Consider the following 20,856-nt stretch of genomic DNA (forward strand, 5'->3'; position numbering starts at 1 on the left):
GGAGAATACATATGAAAAGTAAAAGTTTCGATGAATTAGAAAATTTTTTGACTGCTCACTTTCATCAAGATATAGTATCACCAGATGAAGAATTAAAAGAATTTGTTAACTCGGTATCAGAAAAAAGAATTTTATTAATTTCCAATGAAATAAAATATTTTTTGGCTGAAAATATTTCAAATGAGGAAAAAGATGATTTCATAGAAGAGTGCTGTGAACTTTATTTCCCTTCATTAGGAGTAACCCCGATACAGTGGCTAGAAAATGTAGCTCAAAAGCTGGAAAAAGCAATTCAAAGGGAGAATTAACAGGTTCACAAAACATGTTTGGCAGTTGGCCTATCAACTTGCTATCTAATTTATAAAAGAGGTTTAGTATGAAATATGCATACGAGTTTTATAGGGATCATTTAGAAATACTTAGAATAAAATTACCAGGTGAAATAAAATTATTCGCTGATTTTATTGAAGACATCCCTACAGAGGAAGAAGCAGACGAGTATATTACGATAGTTGAAAATGTATTAAATGGTTTACACGAAAAGTTTGAAATTCAACTTAATGCCACAAGTGTGCTAATAAAAAAAGATATGACAGTACTTGAACACTTTTATAGATATGAAGAGCCTTATGGAAATGAATTGGAGACTGAAGAATTTAAAGAACTTATGTTAATATGGAAAAGTAAAATTCCAGAAAGATTCAAGAAAAATGAGAACTGAATTTATGCTTTTAATTTGATTATTCCATTAGTGTATCTTCATACTTGTCCGTGCTTCATGCGTTACGAAACTAAGAATTAGACGGTGATTTTGGTGAAATATTCAGCTTTACAGGAATTTATAAAGCAGTATGGCGAAGATGATGATTTTACAGGTGGAGTAAGTGAAGACAAAGTTAAAGAAACAGAGAATAAATTACGAGTCCCACTTCCTGAGAGCTACAAATGGTTTTTGGAAAAATATGGCTCAGGGGGGGAAGTTTTGGTATTGATATAATTGGTTATGACTTTGTAGGTCCATCAGTAGTAACTGCTACCAAAGATCATCAAAAGTATTATGATTTAATCGATGGAATTGTGGTCATAGAAGATATTGATGAATTTGCCTATTGCCTCGATACTAATAAAATGAATAAAGGGGAATGCCCAGTTATTATGTGGGATAATCAAGAAGGCTATGGACGAAAGGTAGCTGATAATTTCCTAGACTATTTAATCGAAAGTTTGAAGAGGCAAAAGAAGATTGGGATGAAGATGAAGAAGATTGGTAAAAGCTGAGGGTAATAGTTATTTATCTAGCTTTGTTATAAAGTAAAAAAGGTTTTTATATAAGAAGAAGTGGATAGAGCCTTTCGAAAATCAAAGGGACTATCCATTTCTTTTTTATTTAGATTTATCTTACTCCCAGAACCGTATTATTTAAATTCTTATTCATGTTGTGTTGAGCTTTTAACCATTCCATAGCAACGTTTGCATGTAAAGCAGCACCATATATAAACATTTCTTCATTTTGGTGCATGCGGGGATTATGAACGGGTGCTGCACCCTCTTTACCTGTACCTAAAACCACAAATGCAGAAGGTACTGCCTGAGAGATATAGGAGAAGTCTTCTGAACCGCCCAGTGGTCCATTATCTCCAATATTTTCTTTACCCATGACTTCTTCTAATGCAGGCATAATTTCAGCGATGAATTGTGAATCATTGTAAGTGGTTGGTGTATGGAAATCGACTATATTATATTTCCCGCGCCACGCTTTAACAACATGTTCAATCATTTCGGGAATCCGATTGCACAAATGATCTCTGGATTTTTGATCAAAGCTGCGCATATTCCCCTGTAATACTGCTTTATCCGGTATGACATTTGTTACCGTGCCGCCAGACATAGCTCCTATAGTGAATGTAACATTCGCTTTGGGATCCACTTCGCGAGTATATAATAAATTTAAACTTGTATATAATTGATTCATGATCATATTGGCATCAATTGTTTTATGAGGTTGTGAGCTATGTCCGCCATCACCTTGAATCTCAATGATATAGGTATCCATAGCTTGAGTTAAAGTTCCTTTGTGAACAGATAATGTGCCTGCCTCCTGGTCAGGCATAATATGAATGCCAAAAGCGGCATCTACCTTAGGGTTTTCAAGGATACCGCCATCAATCATTAACTTGGCTCCATAGCCCCATTCTTCACCCGGCTGGAACATTAGTTTAACCGTTCCTTGTAAATCATCTTCATGGTCCTTCAACATTTGAGCGGCCCCTAAAAGCATGGCTACATGTGAGTCATGACCACAAGCATGCATTTTACCTGAAATCATGGATTTATATTCAGATTCATATTCTTCTTCAATTGGAAGTGCATCCATATCTGCACGAAGGAGAATGCAAGGTTCACCTTTGCCAATGCTGGCTACTACACCAGTACAATTTTTATTTTCTTCAAATCCTGCTTTTACATATTTTTGTCTAATATCATCAGGGAGGACACCGCATGGTTCATTTTCAATCCCCATTTCATCCAAACGTTGTCGAATATATTTTTGTGTATTTGGAAGATCGAAGCCCAGCTCCGGATATTGGTGTAAATAACGACGGTCTTTAATGATTTGTTCTTTGTGTTTTTTTGATTCTGCAGAAAAATCAACCATGTTCATTCCTCCTTATTTATCATATCGTTAGCGTTGTAACCTTTTTATCAAGGTTGAGGATACCCCATCTTAAAGAATGGATTCTTTTAATCCACGACAAACGAATGAGATATCACATAACCTAGATATACTCATGCAATATGGTTCATCGTAAATTAGAATGCCTCTTCTTTTAAATTATCTGAATGTAAATCCAATTTTGGTTTTGTTTTAATCGCAACTAAAAATAGCACAAATTGCACAACAGAAAGCACAATCAAAACATGTAGAAGCAATCCATATGAATGATTAATATTATAAATGGCCCCTGATATGATAGGGGTGATGGCTGCGCCTAGTGAAATGAATATAGATACAATCCCATATTTGGCACCAAATTCTCTCTCGCCATAAAGTGCTCCTGTAATATAGGCAGGAGTTACAGTAACAGCCGTTGCGCCTAATCCCGAGAATGCTCCATATAAAATAGCTGGCAATAATAAGTTTGCGTTCATCAAGAATAAGAAACTCACTAAACTTCCTGCAGATATAATAAGTAAAGTGGCAGTTAATCCTAACCTATCGAATAATCGCCCAATTAATAGCTTGCCAACTATCACCATTGCTGAGCCCAATGATAATAAAAGTGCAGCTGTTTTGGCTGTGGTGCCTATTTCATTTAAATAGGGAGCAAGATTAATAAGCATACTATTTACAACGATGCCACCTATTGTAATGGCTAAACAAAGCGCCCAAAATGATAATGATTTAAATGTTTCTCCCTGGGGTGTACCTGTAAATACGGTTCTTTGTGCACTATTCAAAGACTTTGCTTCACCTAGAGGCAAGAGTCCTTTGTCAGCTGGATTCAATCTTATGACAAACACCGCTAAGGGAACTAATACAACAACTATTAAAACGCCTATCGCAAGATAAGCTGATCTCCATCCGTAGGCTGTAATCAGCCAGTTAACTAAGGGACTGAGAATTATACCGCCGAAACCGCTCCCCGATAAAGCGATCCCTAAACATAATCCCCTTTTTTCGTTAAACCAATTCGTGATAAGAACGGATGCAGGAATCGCTGCGCCTCCAATGAGACCTGCGCCCATAAGTATGGCAAATAGATAAAAGTGAATGAGCTTAGTTGCAAATGAAAAACCAACAAATGCACTAGCTCCAATTACGATAAATAAAGTTAAATATAATCTTATATCCATCTTTTTCATTAGTTTTCCTGCTATTGGGCCTACAGCCATTCCCGCTAAAGCCATTATCGTATAATAAACCATAAACTGAGGTATACCAAATCCAAGTTCATTCGTAACAGGCAGAGTAAATAGGGAAACCAAGTTTGCTATCGGAGCATAGATTAAGGTCATAATCATGAAGGTAGCCGCCACTATCCACCAACCATAAAAAACCTTTCCTTTTTTATTCATATAACACATCCTTTTTTACAAATTAATCAATAACATAGTGTTCATAAGGTAGAGCTACAACTTAACTGCGAAAGGTAAGATTAAATCACTCCTTTTCTAAAGGCTCGAATCCACCCAAACTATTGAAAGGGATTTCCTATGAATAATTTGGAGATTAAAAATATATTATGCAAATTCAATGCCAGCTTTATAAATTACGCTTAGTTTTAGTGAGAATTTTTGAATTATCTTTCAATATGGTGATGAAATCCTATCATCCTTAATTTTAATGCTTAAATTTATCCACATCAAAATGATAGGTAATAAAGGTGACGGACCTGCCGAAGAGGATTTGTTTCCGAAAGTAAAATAATTTTTACTAATTGAGTAAAAATTATTTTACTCTAAATCCACTTGAAAGATTATATGGATTCACCGCAAATATAAAAAGGGAGAATCATGATGATTCTCCCTAACCCGTTTACCCTATTGTCATCCATTATCAAATGCTTTGTTTACAGTTCTGCAAGTCCTTTGAATAGCTCGACTCCAGCTTCAATGAGTTCATCGCGGAAGTCATACTCAAATGTATGAACTTGTGGATAATCCTCTCCGTTTCCGATGAAGCAATAGGCTCCTTTTGTTAACTTCGTATAGTGGCCGAAGTCTTCAGAGCCGCGGAAAGCTTCTTTCATTTCAAGTAACTGCATTCCCTTTGCTTTTGCAACCTGACGAATCTTGTCAGAGCTCTCACTGTGGTTTACGGTTCCTGGGAATTCATCGTTGTAAAAGAAGCGTACCTTCAAACCGAATTCCTCTGCTTGAGCCTTAGCAAGATCTTCAAGATTACTCTGAAGCCTATCCAATTCATCTTCGTATAGAGCACGGATGGTTAAAAGCAAGTCTCCTTTACTCGCAGATAAGCCGAAGGCTCTTTCTCCAATCGCTACCTGGACAACCGTGCAAAGGGTTAAACCCTTGTTTTTATCTGGAGAGATGAACTCAGGAATGGCGTCGATGATCTTCGCTATTGCAAAGGAAGGATTTGCCCCGTCCTCGGGCTGACTGGCATGAGCAGGAGCACCTTCCATGTGAATGGTCATACCTTTAGATGCACAGTTAGATGTTCCGTCGATGACATTAACAGACTTGAAGGGGAAACCGCTTATGTTATGGTATCCAAAAATTTCGTCAATGTTATTTTCCTTGATTAGATCGACACATTGAAGGGCACCATCCCCCGTTTCCTCAGCTGGCTGAAAAAGAAAAAAGATATTTTTATCGGCGCCCTTTTGATCTATCTCTAACGCAAAACCGGCAAGAGTTGCAGCGTGGCCATCATGTCCGCATTTATGTGCTTTTCCAGGGAATTGAGAAGCGTGTGGGAGGTCGATGCCTTCATCCATAGGAAGAGCATCATAATCCGCACGGAAAGCTAGGTTCTTTTTACCTTCCCCTGCATGATAAACCGCATAGAACCAAGTACCCTTATCAACGATATCTAACTTTGTATGATCTTTCAAAAAGCCGATTAAATGTTGTTTTGTCCAAACCTCCTCATTTGAAAGCTCTGGATGCTGATGCAATTCATGACGCAACTGTGTAACTACTGCAAGATTTTTATTTTCCATTATATCCCCGTCTTTCTTATATGTTTTTTTAAAGAATTTGATTCTTACCGACATTTTCTGATGCAAGTATTGTGCCAAATAATAAATGACCCAATCACTTGCCAGTCGATCAACCCTTACGACATTTGATATTAAAAAGAAACGCACCAAATAACATGAAATTTTAAAAAAACTATTTAGTGAAATCCCCTTCATTTCTTGAATAAAGATAGAAACTCTTCTAAAATATATGTAGTCCATAATTTTACAATCAATAAAAATATTACATATAAATGAAATCTAGTTATAAGAAAAGAAGTTGAAAGGACTTTCCATTATGTCGATGATTTACGAATCTCAAACACTAGTTTCTGCCATGCAAACGCGTGTCGGACAATATAAGGATCTGAAAGAACAGCTCACGGAACTGAAAAAAGGATTTGATAGTATCGTTCATTTGGATGATGAGCTGCAGGGCCAAGGCGCAGAAGCCATTAAAGGGTTTTATAAAGCACAGATCGATGTCGTTGATTCTTGGCTGCGCCTGGTCGATCGGCATGTTGCCTTTTTAAGTGGAATTCAAGGAGATACCATCGAAGCGAACCTGAGTGAAACCGTGGTTACGGTTCCTTTTTTAGAGGAAGAGCTGACAATTGCCACTCGAAATTCCAAGGAAATGGTCACAGCCCAGAAAAATGATCTAAAAAAAATATTGGCTGGAATTGATGATATCATTCAGTTAGAGCCCTTTTCTGACGATGCGTTCCATGAGAATATCGAGAAGGCTGAAATGAAACGAACCGAAACGATAGACAAAGTAAACGAAATCGATCATAAGTGGACGGCTGAATACGCCAAATCCGAAGCGGACCAAGCGGCAGTGCTGGCACTCATGGAGCAATTGAAAGTATCGAGTACAAGGGGAGGAGTGGTATCCCCTCTCTATTTTAATGCCACAGCTTATAAAAATAGTGAAGCCTATAAAAACCTGGAAGTCAGGAAAAAAGAGACCGCACAATATCTGAAGGTTAAGAAAGAGGAAGCAGAGAATCGCCTGATCAAAGATTTGAAGGAACAACTCGATCATGTAACAGATCCAGATGAGTTCCTCAAAATCGCCAAGCAAATCGGGTACGAAAACTTAGCGCCCACCCAGCAGCAATATGTCATGCAGCTAGAAGCGGCTAAGCAAACCGCAGACATTGCAAAAGGAATCGGCGTAGGACTTTATGATGTAGGGAAAGACTTCGTGACAGGAGTTTGGGACTTTGTCACAGATCCTGGGGAAACGGTTGAAGGTGTAGCCAATTCAATCATGCACCCGATTCAAACCTATAAATATATATCCAAATCCATCTCCGACTCATATGAACGGGATATGGTAAATGGCGATGCCTATTCGCGGTCCCATTGGGTAACCTATGCCCTCGGAACAGTCGTCACATCAGTAGCAGGAACAAAAGGCGCAGGTGCTGTAGCGAAGACTGGTGCAGCAACTACAAAAGCGGCTGCAGTAAAAGGCGTTACGAAGGCAAAAGAACTGACCACTATCCCTAACCTATTGCCATACAACCCTAAAAATCAACTGTCGATGGCAGGTGGAGTACCTTATAATGTTGTTAATGGTGTTGGGTTGAAGGAACAGTTAATTTCTATGGCGAAAGTGGAGTCTGAGGTTAGTGGTAGGGGAACGGGGAAAGTTCTAGACTCTGTACCAACAGTAAGAAATGGGCAATTTAAAAACTGGTTTAATTCCTTAACTACAGAAGAATTTGATAAAGTATGGGCAGACCCTAAGCTAAGAGAGTCAATTAAAGACCGGTTGCGCCACCCTGGTGGGTTGCACGAATGGCACTTGGTTTCCCGTGCTGATACATTTAAATACTGGGGGGTAACTGCCGAACAAATTGTAGAAATGAGAACACTGATAAGTGAGACGAAGTTTGTTAATCCAACCGGAAAACATGGTGGAAAAGGCTCTACAAAAGCACATAATGAGCTATTAAAAATAATTGATACATCGGAAGACTATGATATGTTTAAAAGGCGCCTGCAAAATTGGGCAGATTATCGTTTTGAGGGTGGTTCTGATGCACTGCCAAGTGGATTGAAACCAAAATAGGAGGTAGCTTATGCAAAAAGAAGGATTTGTATCATTTTGGGTAGGGAATATTAATTCATCAGAGGAATTAGACAATTTACTTGAAATTTCTTATACAGAGGATGGGGATTTTATTCCCTCAATGTTTGCTCGAAGTTTTGGCATCGATAGATATGACGACGCTGTTAGAGAAGCGGATTTTTATGATGAAGCTGATAACTCGCTTAGTCGATTATTAGAAGGGTTCTCTTACGATGAGGACATTATTCCTAAATTTTCTTCATTGTGTGGCGCACAGTTGCCGAGCCAGTATAATGTTGTAATTCTTTTATACAACTTTAAATATGAGGGAATTAAAAAGAAAACTACTATTAATAATAGTAATTTAGAGTTTTTAGGTGCAGTAGAATACTTGTAATTTAGTTGAAAAACCTTGATTGGCTTAAGCTACTCAAGGTTTTTTTGTCAATATAGTTCAAAGTTTAAAATAAAAGAGGTTGCCTCGATTCTTTAACTAAAGAGATCGACTTTTTAGGTTGTAATTCTATTAGCTAATTTAATTACTGAAATGGGTGATATTTTTGTCTATTAAGAAATCAATGGGCCAATACTTCAGAATGAGACAAGAGCTTGTGGATGAAGGAATGGACTTTTTATTTAAGACTTCAGTGACTGAAGATGTTAATTCAATAATTTATGAAGGTGAAGTTGACGAAGAAGATTATATTACATGGAAACCTGTAGAAAAAACTACTTCACATGACTTAAAGGAGTTAGAAGAGAACTTAGGGGTGGGATTCCATAAATCAATTATTGAATATTTTAATTCGTATTGGTTCGCTGATTTAGACGGATTTTTAAATGATTTCTATATTAAATTAGAAGCGATTTTGCCAAACTTCGAGTTTGATTCATTCCGAGGGACCTTAGAAGGGTATAAGAGCAATCATAACAATAGACTAGAAAATATCCCTTTAGGTATTGAAGGGAATGGTTTGTTAGTGGTAATTGATAATGAGAACGGTAAAGTAAAGTTAGAGGATTTCGAAAGGAATTCATTTGAGGTTATATCAGAAAGTATTGAAGCATTAATTTCTAAACTAAGAATAAAAAGATAGTCGGAAATAAAGGAGAAACTAAATGGATAAAATTCAAATTGCGAAAGACATTAGAGGTGCCATAAAAAGTGGCCAATTGGATACATTAAGAGATTTGCTTGTACAAGAACCAGAAATGTTAACATGGGTGACACCCTTTGGTACATGGTTACATATAGCAGTAGCTTATGGGCATATAGAAATAATAGAATATCTTATTAATGCCGGGATAGATACTAATGTACAAGGGGGAACTTTTTCTACAAATGCTCTTGAAAGAGCAGCTACAAAAGGGCATTTAAATATTGCCGAATATCTCATTAACCAGAATATTGAGATTGATATAAGTGAACCAGATAGAAATCCTCTGTTTGCTGCAATATATGGTGGTCATTTTGAGATTGTTAAATTGTTAGTTGAGAAAAATATAGATATATCTATAAAATACTCTGGTGACAACATGATAGATATGGATGCTTATGGATTTGCCATTGAAAGAGGGCAAACAGAAATTGCTGAGTATTTAAAGGAGAAGGTGGATGAAAAAGAATAGAAAAGACTGAAAAGGAGGAAAAAGTTAAAGGATGGATAATAAACAAGTTGCAAAAGAAATTCGGTCGGCTATAAAAAAAGGCAATATGGAAAAAGTAGTTAAATTAATCGGTTCTAATGCTGAACATTTAAATATGATGACTCCTTTTGGTACATGGCTTCATGTTGCAGCTTCTAGAGGGGAGTTAAATATAGTTAAAAAACTAATAGAACTTGGTTCAAATATTAATGTGCTAGGTGGAGTATACGGTGGTGGAGCATTGAACGAAGCTGCTTTTGCAGGGCATATTGATATAGTAAGCTATTTATTATCTTGTAGAGCTGATATGGACGTAAGCGAGCCAGAAAGAAACCCATTGTTTGGTGCAATTAGTAATGGGCATGTTAATATTGCAAAACTATTAATTGAAAGTGGCATAGATACGGATGTTAAATATAGTGGTGAATCTATGAAAGATATGGACGCATTAACTTTTGCAAGGGAACAAGGGGAAGAGGAAATCGTTAAGTTGTTAGAAAATAAAAAAAGGAATAAACTCATATGAAATATTCATATGAGTTTAAGAAAGATCCATTTGGCGATTTAGGAATAATTTTGCCGGAAGAAATTTGTCTTTTCTCAAATTTCATTGAGAATATTGCAACAGTAGAGCAAGTCGATGAATACATAGAATATATCGAAAAGGTTTTAAACGGGACATATGAGGACTTTGAAATCGAATTAAATGCTACAAGTGTACTCATAAAAAAAGATGTAACAATTGTTGAAAACCTTTTTAGAATTGAAGAAACTTATGGAAATGCGATAGCGACAAAGCAATTTATAGAATTACTAGTAGTATGGAGAGATGAAATTCCAGAAATATTCCAAGGGTAAATCCGGGGGGTAAACCATTAATGGGAAATAGATAAGAGGAGGATATTAAAATGGTTAGAATTGAAAACTCGCATAATAAGCTTTCTCTAGAAGTGATAGAGCATTTGAAACAGAAAATAATGTGAAATTAACGGAAAAGTATAAGGGATTTTTACTTAAATGGAATGGGGGAACCCCCGAGCCAAGTATTTTTGATATATCTGAAGAGCAGGGAAAAAGTGTTTTGAATGTATTTAATGGGATAGGTGACATGTATGATAACTTGGAAGAGGTTATAGACATATATGAGTATAGACTTCCAGAAGGATTTATCCCAATAGCTGATGATCCTGCTGGTAATGCTATATGCTTAGGCACTAAAGTACCTTATATGGATAATATTTATTTTTGGGATCATGAGCAAGAATCTGAAAATCCTGATGATATGAGCAATATGTATTTTCTAGCGAATGATATTAATGAATTTTTAGAAAAATTACATGAAGACGTTGAAGAATAATCCATCTTATTTAATCAAGGATTTCAAAGTATTGGAAGGGGAGAGGAAAGCAATACGGAACTCAAGACTAGAAGGTGAATTAGTTGAAGTATTCTAAGTTACAAGAATTTATTAAAACAAATCGTCAAGAAGCTTATTTTGGAGTAAGTGAAGACAAAGTAAAAGAAACTGAACAAAAACTAAAGGTCTCATTACCGGAAAGTTACAAGTGGTTTTTAAGAAACTATGGCTCAGGAGGAATTTTTGGTATAGATATATTAGGGTATGATTTAGTAGGTCCATCAGTAGTAGATGCCACTAAAGATTATCAAAAGCATTATAAATTAATTGACGGGATAGTGATTATAGAAAATGTTGATGAATTTGCTTACTGTCTCGATACTAATAAAATGAAAGATGGAGAATGCCCAGTTATTATGTGGGATAATCAGGAGGGGTATGGTGTTAAACTAAAGAAGGCCTGTGGTTTTATGGATCTATCATAGCCAATGAAAATATAAAAAAATATAAAGATTTTCTAGCGGCTCTTGTTAATGAGGAGAAAGAATTCAAGGAAGATAGTTTTAATGAAGATTGGCTGAACGATGATAATTGGTTTATTATTGATGAGCATCAAAATAAAAAGGGAATATATTTACCGGCAATACATGAAGATGGGGAGATAAATTGGCGGTATAGATAAGTTAAAATTATGCCTTGAAAGCGTAGGTCTTTCAAGGCTTTTCTGAGTTAACTGTATTATTATGATTACCTTTTAAATGGATAACACGAACCAATATATTTGAAAGGACTTTGAAATTCAATATTAGAAGGTGATTTTGGGTGAAATATTCAGCTTTACAGGAATTTATTAAGCAGTATGGCAAAGGTGATGATTTTACAGGTGGAGTAAGTGAAGACAAAGTAAGAGAAACTGAACAAAAATTACAGGTCTCATTACCGGAAAGTTACAAGTGGTTTTTAAGAAATTATGGTTATGGTGGACTTTTTGGTGTAGACATTATTGGATATGGTTTTACGGGTCCAGCAGTAGTAGATGCTACCAAAGGTCATCAAAAGTATTATGATTTAACAGATGGACTTGTGGTTATAGAAGATATTGATGAATTTGCCTATTGCCTCGATACTAATAAAATGAAATATGGAGAATGCCCAGTTATTACATGGGATAATCAGGAGGGGTATGGTGTTAAACTAGCCGATAATTTTTTAGACTATTTTATCGAACGCCTTGAGGAGGCTAAAGATAATTGGGATGAAGATGAAGAAGATTGGTAAAAGCTGAAGGTAATAGTTATTTATCTTGTTCTTATAAAGTAAGAAATGTTTTTATATAAAAAGAAGTGGATAGAGCCTTTCGAAGATCAAAGGAACTATCCATTTTTTTATTAATTTAGATTTATTTGGGCGTCAAATACCGTAAGAGGACAACATAGCCTTGATTGTTTAGAGAAAGTAGTGAATCGGTTAAGGACTGTTGAAGCTTTTGACGATTTAGGAGACATATTTAGTACAAGGTAGTAGAAATACAGGAGGTAATATTATGGATGAAAAAAGTCTAAATAAAACTATAAGATATGCTATTAAGCTTGGTGATATTAATGAAGTAAAGCGTTTAATAGCCGATAATCCAGAATCTTTACATACAATGACGCCATTTGGTACGTGGTTACATGTTGCAGCAAAGAAAGGACATTTTGGAATAGTAGAATATCTGATCCATAAAGGAATCGATGTTAATACAAAAGGTGATATATTTGATGCTTCTCCTTTAAGAGTGGCTGCAGGAGCGGGGCATTTGGAGATAGTAAAGTATTTAATAGAGGCAGGCGCAGAATTAGATATGACCTTAGCGAAAGGAAACCCATTATTTGGAGCAATTTATGGTGGGCATAAAGAAGTAGTTGAGCTTCTAGTTGAAAACGGAATAGATATTTCAATTAGATATACGGGAGAGAGTATTAAGAATATGGATGCATATGAATATGCTAGAGAATTTGGGCAAACAGAAATTGCTGAATATTTAAAGCAGAAAATGGATGAAAAAGAATAGAAAAGAACAGACAGAAAAGAGATAACACACTAAGGGAAGGTATCTTCGAGTATGACCCTGACTTAGTGGGGATATATGAAGTAGCAGACCAACTTGTTTTTTTATGAAGTAAACGAGAGTGTATATTTAACTCTTGATTTAAATGATACTCAAATGACCTTCGTACACTTCTTTGAGACTAAGATAGCTAATTCATTAGATGATTTTATAAAAAAATTGATGAGACAATGAATACTTTTTTGATATTTGAGGAGGATGAAAGAGTAGGTATGCCCCAGTGGAAAGAATTATTAATAGAAGTAGAAAAAATTGAAAGCAAATATGATAGTTCACTTAGGAATGGAGTATCAAATTCAGAAATTATTAAAATGAAACAAACTATTCAGAAGAAACTAGGAAACATTATTATTCCTGAGTCGTATATTGACTTTCTAAAGAATGTAAATGGAATAGACTTTAATGGATTAGTAATCTATGGTGTTGATGAAATGCTACTTGATAACGAAGCAGATGAAGAGGTTCAGGGGTTCATTGAAACAAACGAGCTTTGGCATGAAAAAGATTGGCAAAAGAAATACATATTTTTTGGAGATTCTGATACAGCATGGTTTTGTTATGACTTAAATGAGAGAGTATATGTAGAAATTGATAAACCTTCTGGAACTTTAATTCAGTCATTTTATAGTTTCGATTCTATGTTGAGTGATGCACTTAAAGCAAGCCTTCTGTAATTTTATACGCCGAAAGTATTATAATGAGCACAAAATGCTAGAATTTGGTGACAAGAACAAAGAAAAGCACTGGATTGTCTAATATAGGCAACAAGTATTTTTTTTCTAATAAACCAAAATACCATTCACAACAAAATGCATGGGGCCATTATTGGAGCATCAACTTGGTATCATAACATCAGTGGAAAACGAGGAGACTAGAAACTTTAGGAGGGAATTAAATATGAGTATTTTTCCTGAGAAATTAGATCAAGTTCTAGGAGAGGACATTTATAAACGTGAAGATAAAAGTAAGGTAAATGAGGCATTAAATAGTTTAGAAGTAGATGTATCGGATAGTTTCCGTGAATTCTATCATTATTATGCTGGACCTTTTTGGGAAGAGTTAGTACCTTTTGAGTTACTTGATATCGTAGATGAAGAGAATAATATTGAATCATATACATTTATTTCCCGAGAAGAGCATGGCTTTCCGAAAGAGTATTTAATTTTAAGTGAAATGTCAGCAAATGCTGTATTAGTGCTTGATACTGTAACGGATAAGGTCTATACGGTGAATTTTGAGGGCGGAGATGAGCTACTTATAAAGGGAGAATTAAAAGAAACGTGGCCTACATTCTATGAATTTTTGAAAGCATATTTTAATTGCTAGTAGAGAAACACTGAACCACCACATACTGGAAAAAATGGATAAAGCGTTTACTAGAATCTTCAGCAACGGCCGTATTCTTAGCATTGTATGTCAAGGTATTAATCTTTCAAACCCTTGGCACCTCTGGTGTCAGGGGTTATTTCGGGCCTTCTTTCTAATATTTTTTTCTGTCCGATAAATTAGAAAAAAATTCAATCAATTATTCCCTGCATGTGTTCTTCAGACTTGTCCGTACAATACGAAATTTAAAATTAGTAGGTGATTTTGGTGAAATATTCAGCTATACAGGAGTTTATTGAGCAGTATGGCAAAGATGATGATTTTACGGGAGGGGTAAGTGAAGACAAAGTTAAAGAAACAGAAAATAAATTACAGGTCACACTTCCGGAAAGTTACAAATGGTTTTTAAGAAACTATGGTTATGGTGGTATTTTTGGTGTAGAAATAATTGGTTATGGTTTAAATGGTCCAGCAGTAGTAGATGCCACTAAAGATTATCAGAAGTATTATGATTTAATAGATGGACTTGTGGTTATAGAAGATATTGATGAATTTGCCTATTGCATCGATACTAATAAAATGAAAGATGGAGAATGCCCAGTTATTATGTGGGATAATCAGGAAGGCTATGGTCGAACGCTTGCGATAATTTTTTAGACTATTTAATCGAACGCCTTGAATGGGCAAAAGAAGATTGGGATGAAGATGAAGAAGATTGGTAAAATCTGAGGGTAATAGTTATTTATCTTGCTTTGTTATAAAGTTAGAAATATTTTTATATAAGAAGAAGTGGATAGAGCCTTTCGAAAATCAAAGGGACTATCCATTTTTTTGTTCATTTGGAGCTATGGTACACCAAAAAAGGAACAAATCAGCTAGGAAAAAGAATTAGTCTCAATTTCTAACCTTTTGCCTTACAATCCTAAAACACCAACTATTGTTTGAAGGGGGATTACTGAATGAATAAAGAGGTATTAACAAATTTTATTAATAAAAATAAGGAATCAGATGACTTTACAGGTGGAGTACAAGAAAGACAAATCAACGTCGTCCAAAATGAGATAGGGGTGGAATTACCAGAAAGTTATAAGTGGTTTTTAACGACCTATGGTTCTGGTGGCTCATTTGGTGTGGATATTTTAGGAGTGGCTAAGTCAAATAGAGCTCCTGTTGTTGTTAACACGAAGAGTTATAGAGATCTAGGATTGGATAAGGATTTAGTAGTTATTGAAGATGCTGGAGAATATGTTTATTGTCTATATACAAGCAAAATGGAGAATCATGAGTGCCCAGTAATAGCGTGGAATAGACAAGGCGGACTTGATGACTACAATACAGCAAAGAACTTTTATGAGTTTTTATCACAAAGGTTATTGGATGCAAAAGACGCATGGGAAGAAGACTTTTAAAATAGATAAATAGAAGTAATTACAAATGGGACATGCCTTTTTGGTTTATGTGGAAATTAATTGGGGAGTTAAAAATATATAAGAAACCGTAGCTTCGAAAATTTGCATAAAAGGATGTGAATATAAATGAATAATGATATACCTCTTAAATCAGAAACTCCAATATTAGGAACAGATCATACTATTTTAGATTTCTGGCAATGGGGATTTTCAAAAATATTAACAAACAACCTAAGAGGAATTTTTGCTGAGTTTTTAATTGGAACTGCTCTTGGCTGTTTAAATCAATTACGAGTTGAATGGGACGCATTTGATTTAGTTTATAAAGACATGAAAATTGAGGTAAAATCTTCTGCGTATATCCAAGCATGGCATAAAGAAAAATATTCAAACATCAGTTTTAGTATTGGGGCTAAAAAAGAATATGACTATGAAACAAATACATATAGCCCGACCGTAAAACGGAATGCAGATATATATGTCTTTTGTTTACTAAAAGAGAAAAACTTAGAATTAATTGAACCATTAAATACGACACAATGGGAATTTTACGTTGCATTAACTAAAGACTTAGATTTACATTTTCCACATCAAAAAACAATATCTTTAAATTCACTCAAAAAAATAGCTCAACCAAGTACATATGAAGAATTAAAAAATACAATAGATGGTCTATTGTAGGGATTTATAACATTTAAAGGAATCTGCTAGGTAAATGAAGCTGGAAATAAGGTAATGCATAAGGTCTCAAAGTGTGAATTTTACTGAAGCGAAGGCTTTAAAGAAAATTAATGAGTTTAGTAATTTCTATTTGAAACAGATAAGCGATCGGTTTTCATACGAAAGCGTATATTTTCAAATTTAAGGTAGTTATAAGGGGATAATTGGTTCTTCTAATATTACTCAAAACGCCCTTAAGAGTAAAATTGAGTGGGATATTGAGATTATTTCTAAAGAGAATGCTCAAATTCTTATAGATCTACACAATAATGCCTGGAACAGTAAGTACAGATCAAGTCGAGAAACAACTACTAATCAATCCTAGCAAACAAGTGGAACAAAGATAGATGAAGTGCTAAAACACCATTCCTAGCCAAGCCTATGAATCAAACTCTTTAAAAATTGGCTACAGCCGTATTACTAGTGACGGTGCAGTAGCTATTACAGGTGAAGAAATTCGTGTAATCTTTATAGGGCATGATTTCATTTGAAATATGCTCTTTTTAAAATTTAATTAATTTGAAATCCACTGTCTTTGCAATTAGAAGTCGTACTAAATCCTGAATTTTGGATTCCGTTAATCATCCATTTAGGTACCAGTCTAATTAACTATACTCACGATAACTTTTTTTTGATGAAAAGTTATTGATTATTGAACAATTGTTAGGAAGTTAAATTAATGAAATGTGGTTATTGTCAAAAACGAAATGATACATTATGATTAGTGAAAAGTTAATTTTTAGGTAAGATACTACCTGTTTTTAGATGTTTATTTACTATTTTACTATCATTCGGACTAGTTTTGGTTCTCTCGCAAGGAGCAAATGATGTGGCCGGTGCCTAACAAAGCTTAAGAAATGAAAAAACGGATAAAGTTTATTAAGAAGGCGTAGCTCGTTCATCATTCGTAAAACGAAATACAAGCCCCATGTTTCAAAGGCACGATAAGATGCCATTAAAAAAGCGATCATGACAAAGGCTTGGTCGCTTGTGAAAGATAAGGGTCTCCTCATGTATTTAGTCGAAAGTTCAAGATGTGTAGTATAGTTCATGTGTAGTATAGTTCAGTCATTCTATTGATAATAAAAGGTTAATCATCAAAATGTTTGCTTGAGTGTTAAATGAAAAATAAACCATGACAAAATGTAAAATAGGAGAATAACATGAAACTGAAGATTCATTCCCATAATTTTGCTGAGAATATTCTATCTCAAGAGCCATTTAAACAATCATATGATGAGCTATTGAATATTTGCGAACAAGCACCAATTCCTATATATAAAAATAAATCCACGAATCAAAAGAAACTTGACGTAATTCAACAAATTATAGATTCCTATTTAAATCTAAGACTAAAATTCGGTGGCTGGAACCATGATGAGCATTTTCCTGTAAATGATAAGGAATATTTAACGATTGACTATAAAAAAAATGTTTCAACCGAGGAACAAGACTACAATATTCATCTTGAAGTTGAATTTGGAAACGTAGCCAGTACTTATCGGAACTATTTTAAACTTCAATTTTTAAATTATAAAAAAAGCAATAATATTGGTGTGTTAATATTACCTACGGAAAGTTTATCAAAGCGCATAGATAGTGGAATAGCCACATACGAAAAAACTGTGGGTGAACTGGAATCGGCAAACGGTATATTTAATTTCCCGATTTTAGTGATAGGGTTAGACTATAATGAAGAAGATGAATTACCATTGAATACAAGTGAGCTCACATTGAAAGAACTCCAAAGCAAATCCAATATTAAGCATGATATGTTTGTTAGGGATCTTATTAAGAACATTAGAGCTTGAATAATTAATGTATGAGATCCTCATGTTAATTAATAAAAAATAATGGCAGCTGACCTTTGGTTGGTTGCTTTTTTGTTTTTAATCAAAAATTGGCGTATTCGTTAATGTTTTTAATCTTGAACAATCATATGGAATTGTATGATGGATTGTACAACAAACTTAAACTTGGAAAACAAATGGATTATTACTCTAGGACCATTGTGAACCGTTTGCTATAATTAAACATGAAACTATAAGTATATAGTTTCATGTTTAATTTTTTCAAGGTAGAAAATGATCAATGTTCATTTTCTGAATATATATTTTTATAGGCTTTTAAAAAATCTATAGACATACTGAGGTGTTTTAGTAATTGCAGAATAATAATTTTGGATTTTTAGAGGGGAAGTTTCCGAAATTAGCGGAAATTGGTCGGCAGATTGAAGATGTCTTTTATAATGATCCGCAAACGGTTTTAATAAAAGGAAGAATATTTTCTGAAGAGCTATTGAAGGAAATTGCTAAGCAACATGAAGAGCTTGAAAATATAAGCTACTTAAAATTGGTGGAACGGATCCAGCTTCTAGAGAAAGAGGAGATTTTAACAAAGGATATTGCAAGATCTTTAGATACAATCCGTTATTTAGGGAATAAAGGAACACATGAATTCATTGATAATGATTTGGAAAATGCCTTCAAGATGCATAAACGGTTGTTTGAAGTATCAGTTTGGTTCATGGAACTTTATGGAGATTATTCATTTGTTGCACAAAAATATAAATATCCTCAACCGAAAAGTGATTTAAATATATTTAGTGAACTTGAGGAAAAGACCTCAAGCTTAGAGAAAAAATTGGAATTGATATTGGCAGCATCCAAAGCGGCTGCTGCAACAGTTGAAACTGAGAGCGAAGTTCCTGTAAATCGGGAAAGTGCGCCACAAGCTAATCTCGTATATGAAAAAGAAATAAGTGACCAATTTGAATTCACTCTTGAAGAAGGAGAAAGTTATTTACTTAAAGAGCTATCTAAACTAAAGGAATCTTCGCAAGAGGCAATCGAGAATTCAAATCAATTTAGTGGTTTTAAAGAATATTTACATGTAAAAAGGTCTATTCAAGATGATTTGGAGCAGGCATTGAATAGGTCGGTAAGTAGGAATCAGGCTCAGTTGATTTTCTTGTGTGGAAGTGTTGGTGATGGAAAATCACATTTGCTGGCATATTTGAAAAATAAGTATCCTGACTTGGTAAATCAGTTCAGAATTCATAACGATGCCACGGAGAGTTTCGATCCGCAAAAGAGTTCTTTGGATACATTGGCTGAAATTTTGAAGCCTTTCAGTGATGGAAAAATTAAAGGTGCCCAAGATAAGTTGATTTTGGCCATTAATTTGGGAGTCCTGAATAACTTCATGGAATCAACTTATGCGTTGGAAAACTTCAAAATATTATCTGAATTCATTAAAGCGGCCAATGTCTTTGAAACTTCAATCATTACGGAAAACAAAGAGAATGACAATTTTCATTTAATTAGTTTTAGCGATTATCAACCCTTTGAATTAACGGCAAGTGGATCTGTTTCGGAATATTATTCAACCATATTAGAGCGTTTAGTGAATAACACGGATGAAAATCCTTTCTACCGCGCGTACTTGAGGGATAAGGATAGTATCAAGGGTTTCTTTATCACTAACTATGAATTACTGATGTTGCCGGAAATCAGGGAAGGAATAGTAGATTTGCTGATTCAGGCTATCATCAAGCATAAAATGATTATTTCAACACGATCTTTACTCAATTTCATTCATGATATTATGGTGCCGGCTAATCAGGAAGTGGATTATATCAATACTGATGCTGTTCAAAAGACGGAAGGTCTACTTCCTTACCTTCTATTCGAAGGAAGGGAACGCTCCCATTTGCTGTCGGTGATATCAGCATTGGACCCAATTCATAAGCGTACGGATGTAGTCGATCAAATACTGATTGAATTGAATAATTCATTGGATATTAAAGAAACCTTTCAAAAGTATATTGACCTATCTACCCTTGGAGATTGGACAAAGGAAATAGATAGAGTTGGAGCATTCCATGATTTAACGGAAGCCTCTCGCCATCTGTATAATAAGGCGTTAATCCGCTTGGCCTATTTTTTAGCCAATGAAGTGAAGGAAGTCTTTGTAGATAGCGAATACAAAGAATATCTTTCTTATTTATATCATTTTAATATAGGGGATAGGAATGGTTTGAGAAGGATAACGAATTTATTGAAAGAATCCATTTTCCTTTGGAACGGTACACCAAAGAATGATTATGTATATATCGATAAATCGAATGAAAATATTCAAGTGGCACAATCATTAATGATCAAGCCTCATTTTGGACACTTGGAAAGTAGCGGCGATGGTGTATTAAATAGGTTTCATTTGACGATTCGTTTAGCTTTTGGTGATGAATCAAAGAGAAATCCTTTTTTTATGGAGATTGATTATCCTTTATATGAAATGCTGGTTAAGTTGTCTAAAGGATACCGTCCCAATAAGAAAGATAAAGAAGATTGCATTCAATTTGTTGAATTTATAGATAAAATCATGCAGCACGGTAATAGGGAAAAGGAGTTATTATTCGTAAACCTTCAATCCAATAAAGCGTTTAAATTGATTTATGATGATGACTACGAAGAATTTACGTTCAGAAGGGATTAAGT

At 34.8% G+C, this 20,856-nt stretch carries 20 protein-coding genes and 3 pseudogenes; 20 read left to right on the forward strand and 3 right to left on the reverse strand.

All coding sequences use genetic code 11. The annotated features are described in order from the left end of the window. Nucleotides 1-11: 11 nt before the first annotated feature. From ACFVS1_RS01185 to ACFVS1_RS01195, 3 genes and pseudogenes are all read left to right on the forward strand, one after another. Nucleotides 12-308, forward strand: coding sequence for a contact-dependent growth inhibition system immunity protein (locus ACFVS1_RS01185; RefSeq protein WP_387544771.1), 297 nt, complete (start codon nucleotides 12-14; stop codon nucleotides 306-308). Nucleotides 309-376: 68 nt separating this feature from the next. Then, nucleotides 377-721, forward strand: coding sequence for a tRNA-Val4 (locus tag ACFVS1_RS01190; protein WP_387544773.1), 345 nt, complete (start codon nucleotides 377-379; stop codon nucleotides 719-721). A gap of 93 nt (nucleotides 722-814) precedes the next feature. Continuing rightward, nucleotides 815-1,271 (forward strand): annotated as a pseudogene (locus tag ACFVS1_RS01195) (SMI1/KNR4 family protein). Nucleotides 1,272-1,393: 122 nt separating this feature from the next. On the opposite strand, the gene ACFVS1_RS01200 reads toward ACFVS1_RS01195, so the two are convergent. The 3 genes from ACFVS1_RS01200 to ACFVS1_RS01210 all read right to left on the reverse strand — a co-directional run bounded on the left by ACFVS1_RS01200 (nucleotide 1,394) and on the right by ACFVS1_RS01210 (nucleotide 5,687). Continuing rightward, nucleotides 1,394-2,656, reverse strand: coding sequence for a M20 metallopeptidase family protein (locus ACFVS1_RS01200; protein WP_387544774.1), 1,263 nt, complete (start codon nucleotides 2,654-2,656; stop codon nucleotides 1,394-1,396). 155 nt (nucleotides 2,657-2,811) lie between these two features. Next, entirely contained in the window at nucleotides 2,812-4,077 is a 1,266-nt protein-coding gene (locus tag ACFVS1_RS01205; RefSeq protein WP_387544775.1) for an MFS transporter, read from the reverse strand. 494 nt (nucleotides 4,078-4,571) lie between these two features. Continuing rightward, complete coding sequence (locus ACFVS1_RS01210; protein WP_387544776.1) at nucleotides 4,572-5,687, reverse strand: M20 metallopeptidase family protein; 1,116 nt, start codon at nucleotides 5,685-5,687, stop codon at nucleotides 4,572-4,574. 316 nt (nucleotides 5,688-6,003) lie between these two features. On the opposite strand from ACFVS1_RS01210, the gene ACFVS1_RS01215 reads away from it, so the two are divergent. The 17 genes and pseudogenes from ACFVS1_RS01215 (at nucleotide 6,004) to dptF (ending at nucleotide 20,854) form a co-directional block, all read left to right on the forward strand. After that, a complete protein-coding gene (locus tag ACFVS1_RS01215; protein ID WP_387544778.1) occupies nucleotides 6,004-7,788 on the forward strand; it encodes a ribonuclease YeeF family protein in 1,785 nt (594 codons plus the stop codon). Nucleotides 7,789-7,798: 10 nt separating this feature from the next. Further along, complete coding sequence (locus ACFVS1_RS01220) at nucleotides 7,799-8,185, forward strand: immunity 22 family protein (RefSeq protein WP_387544780.1); 387 nt, start codon at nucleotides 7,799-7,801, stop codon at nucleotides 8,183-8,185. Between the two features lie 181 nt (nucleotides 8,186-8,366). Continuing rightward, on the forward strand, nucleotides 8,367-8,885 hold the full coding sequence (locus ACFVS1_RS01225; RefSeq protein ID WP_387549156.1) for a SecY-interacting protein Syd: 519 nt from the start codon (nucleotides 8,367-8,369) through the stop codon (nucleotides 8,883-8,885). Between the two features lie 22 nt (nucleotides 8,886-8,907). Further along, nucleotides 8,908-9,417, forward strand: a complete 510-nt coding sequence (locus ACFVS1_RS01230; RefSeq protein ID WP_387544781.1) for an ankyrin repeat domain-containing protein — start codon at nucleotides 8,908-8,910, stop codon at nucleotides 9,415-9,417. 31 nt (nucleotides 9,418-9,448) lie between these two features. Further along, nucleotides 9,449-9,943 (forward strand): annotated as a pseudogene (locus ACFVS1_RS01235) (ankyrin repeat domain-containing protein); the annotation flags it as partial. Between the two features lie 14 nt (nucleotides 9,944-9,957). Next, nucleotides 9,958-10,293: a tRNA-Val4 gene (locus tag ACFVS1_RS01240; protein ID WP_387544783.1), complete on the forward strand. Its 336-nt coding sequence runs from the start codon at nucleotides 9,958-9,960 to the stop codon at nucleotides 10,291-10,293. A 121-nt stretch (nucleotides 10,294-10,414) separates the two neighbouring features. Beyond that, nucleotides 10,415-10,792 (forward strand): SMI1/KNR4 family protein, encoded by a 378-nt coding sequence (locus ACFVS1_RS01245; RefSeq protein ID WP_387544785.1) that lies wholly within the window; start codon nucleotides 10,415-10,417, stop codon nucleotides 10,790-10,792. Nucleotides 10,793-10,875: 83 nt separating this feature from the next. Then, nucleotides 10,876-11,277 carry an SMI1/KNR4 family protein gene (locus ACFVS1_RS01250; RefSeq protein ID WP_387544786.1) on the forward strand — a complete coding sequence of 134 codons (402 nt, stop codon included), beginning with the start codon at nucleotides 10,876-10,878 and terminating at the stop codon, nucleotides 11,275-11,277. Between the two features lie 337 nt (nucleotides 11,278-11,614). Further along, nucleotides 11,615-12,070: an SMI1/KNR4 family protein gene (locus tag ACFVS1_RS01255; protein ID WP_387544787.1), complete on the forward strand. Its 456-nt coding sequence runs from the start codon at nucleotides 11,615-11,617 to the stop codon at nucleotides 12,068-12,070. A 265-nt stretch (nucleotides 12,071-12,335) separates the two neighbouring features. Then, a complete protein-coding gene (locus ACFVS1_RS01260) occupies nucleotides 12,336-12,845 on the forward strand; it encodes an ankyrin repeat domain-containing protein (RefSeq protein WP_387544789.1) in 510 nt (169 codons plus the stop codon). Nucleotides 12,846-13,072: 227 nt separating this feature from the next. Continuing rightward, the gene (locus tag ACFVS1_RS01265) at nucleotides 13,073-13,576 is read left to right on the forward strand and encodes a YrhA family protein (RefSeq protein ID WP_387544791.1); all 504 of its coding nucleotides are present in this window, start codon (nucleotides 13,073-13,075) and stop codon (nucleotides 13,574-13,576) included. 223 nt (nucleotides 13,577-13,799) lie between these two features. After that, nucleotides 13,800-14,228 carry an SMI1/KNR4 family protein gene (locus ACFVS1_RS01270; RefSeq protein ID WP_387544792.1) on the forward strand — a complete coding sequence of 143 codons (429 nt, stop codon included), beginning with the start codon at nucleotides 13,800-13,802 and terminating at the stop codon, nucleotides 14,226-14,228. Nucleotides 14,229-14,495: 267 nt separating this feature from the next. Beyond that, a pseudogene (locus ACFVS1_RS01275) lies at nucleotides 14,496-14,950 on the forward strand (SMI1/KNR4 family protein). Nucleotides 14,951-15,187: 237 nt separating this feature from the next. Next, nucleotides 15,188-15,637 carry an SMI1/KNR4 family protein gene (locus ACFVS1_RS01280; RefSeq protein WP_387544793.1) on the forward strand — a complete coding sequence of 150 codons (450 nt, stop codon included), beginning with the start codon at nucleotides 15,188-15,190 and terminating at the stop codon, nucleotides 15,635-15,637. A 126-nt stretch (nucleotides 15,638-15,763) separates the two neighbouring features. Next, on the forward strand, nucleotides 15,764-16,318 hold the full coding sequence (locus tag ACFVS1_RS01285; RefSeq protein ID WP_387544794.1) for a hypothetical protein: 555 nt from the start codon (nucleotides 15,764-15,766) through the stop codon (nucleotides 16,316-16,318). 1,202 nt (nucleotides 16,319-17,520) lie between these two features. Further along, on the forward strand, nucleotides 17,521-18,168 hold the full coding sequence (locus ACFVS1_RS01290; RefSeq protein WP_387544795.1) for a BglII/BstYI family type II restriction endonuclease: 648 nt from the start codon (nucleotides 17,521-17,523) through the stop codon (nucleotides 18,166-18,168). Between the two features lie 352 nt (nucleotides 18,169-18,520). Further along, nucleotides 18,521-20,854 (forward strand): DNA phosphorothioation-dependent restriction protein DptF, encoded by a 2,334-nt coding sequence (gene dptF, locus ACFVS1_RS01295; protein WP_387544797.1) that lies wholly within the window; start codon nucleotides 18,521-18,523, stop codon nucleotides 20,852-20,854. Nucleotides 20,855-20,856 lie beyond the last annotated feature (2 nt).

The sequence above is a fragment of the Peribacillus sp. NPDC058075 genome (assembly GCF_042885195.1).
Classification (GTDB): domain Bacteria; phylum Bacillota; class Bacilli; order Bacillales; family DSM-1321; genus Peribacillus.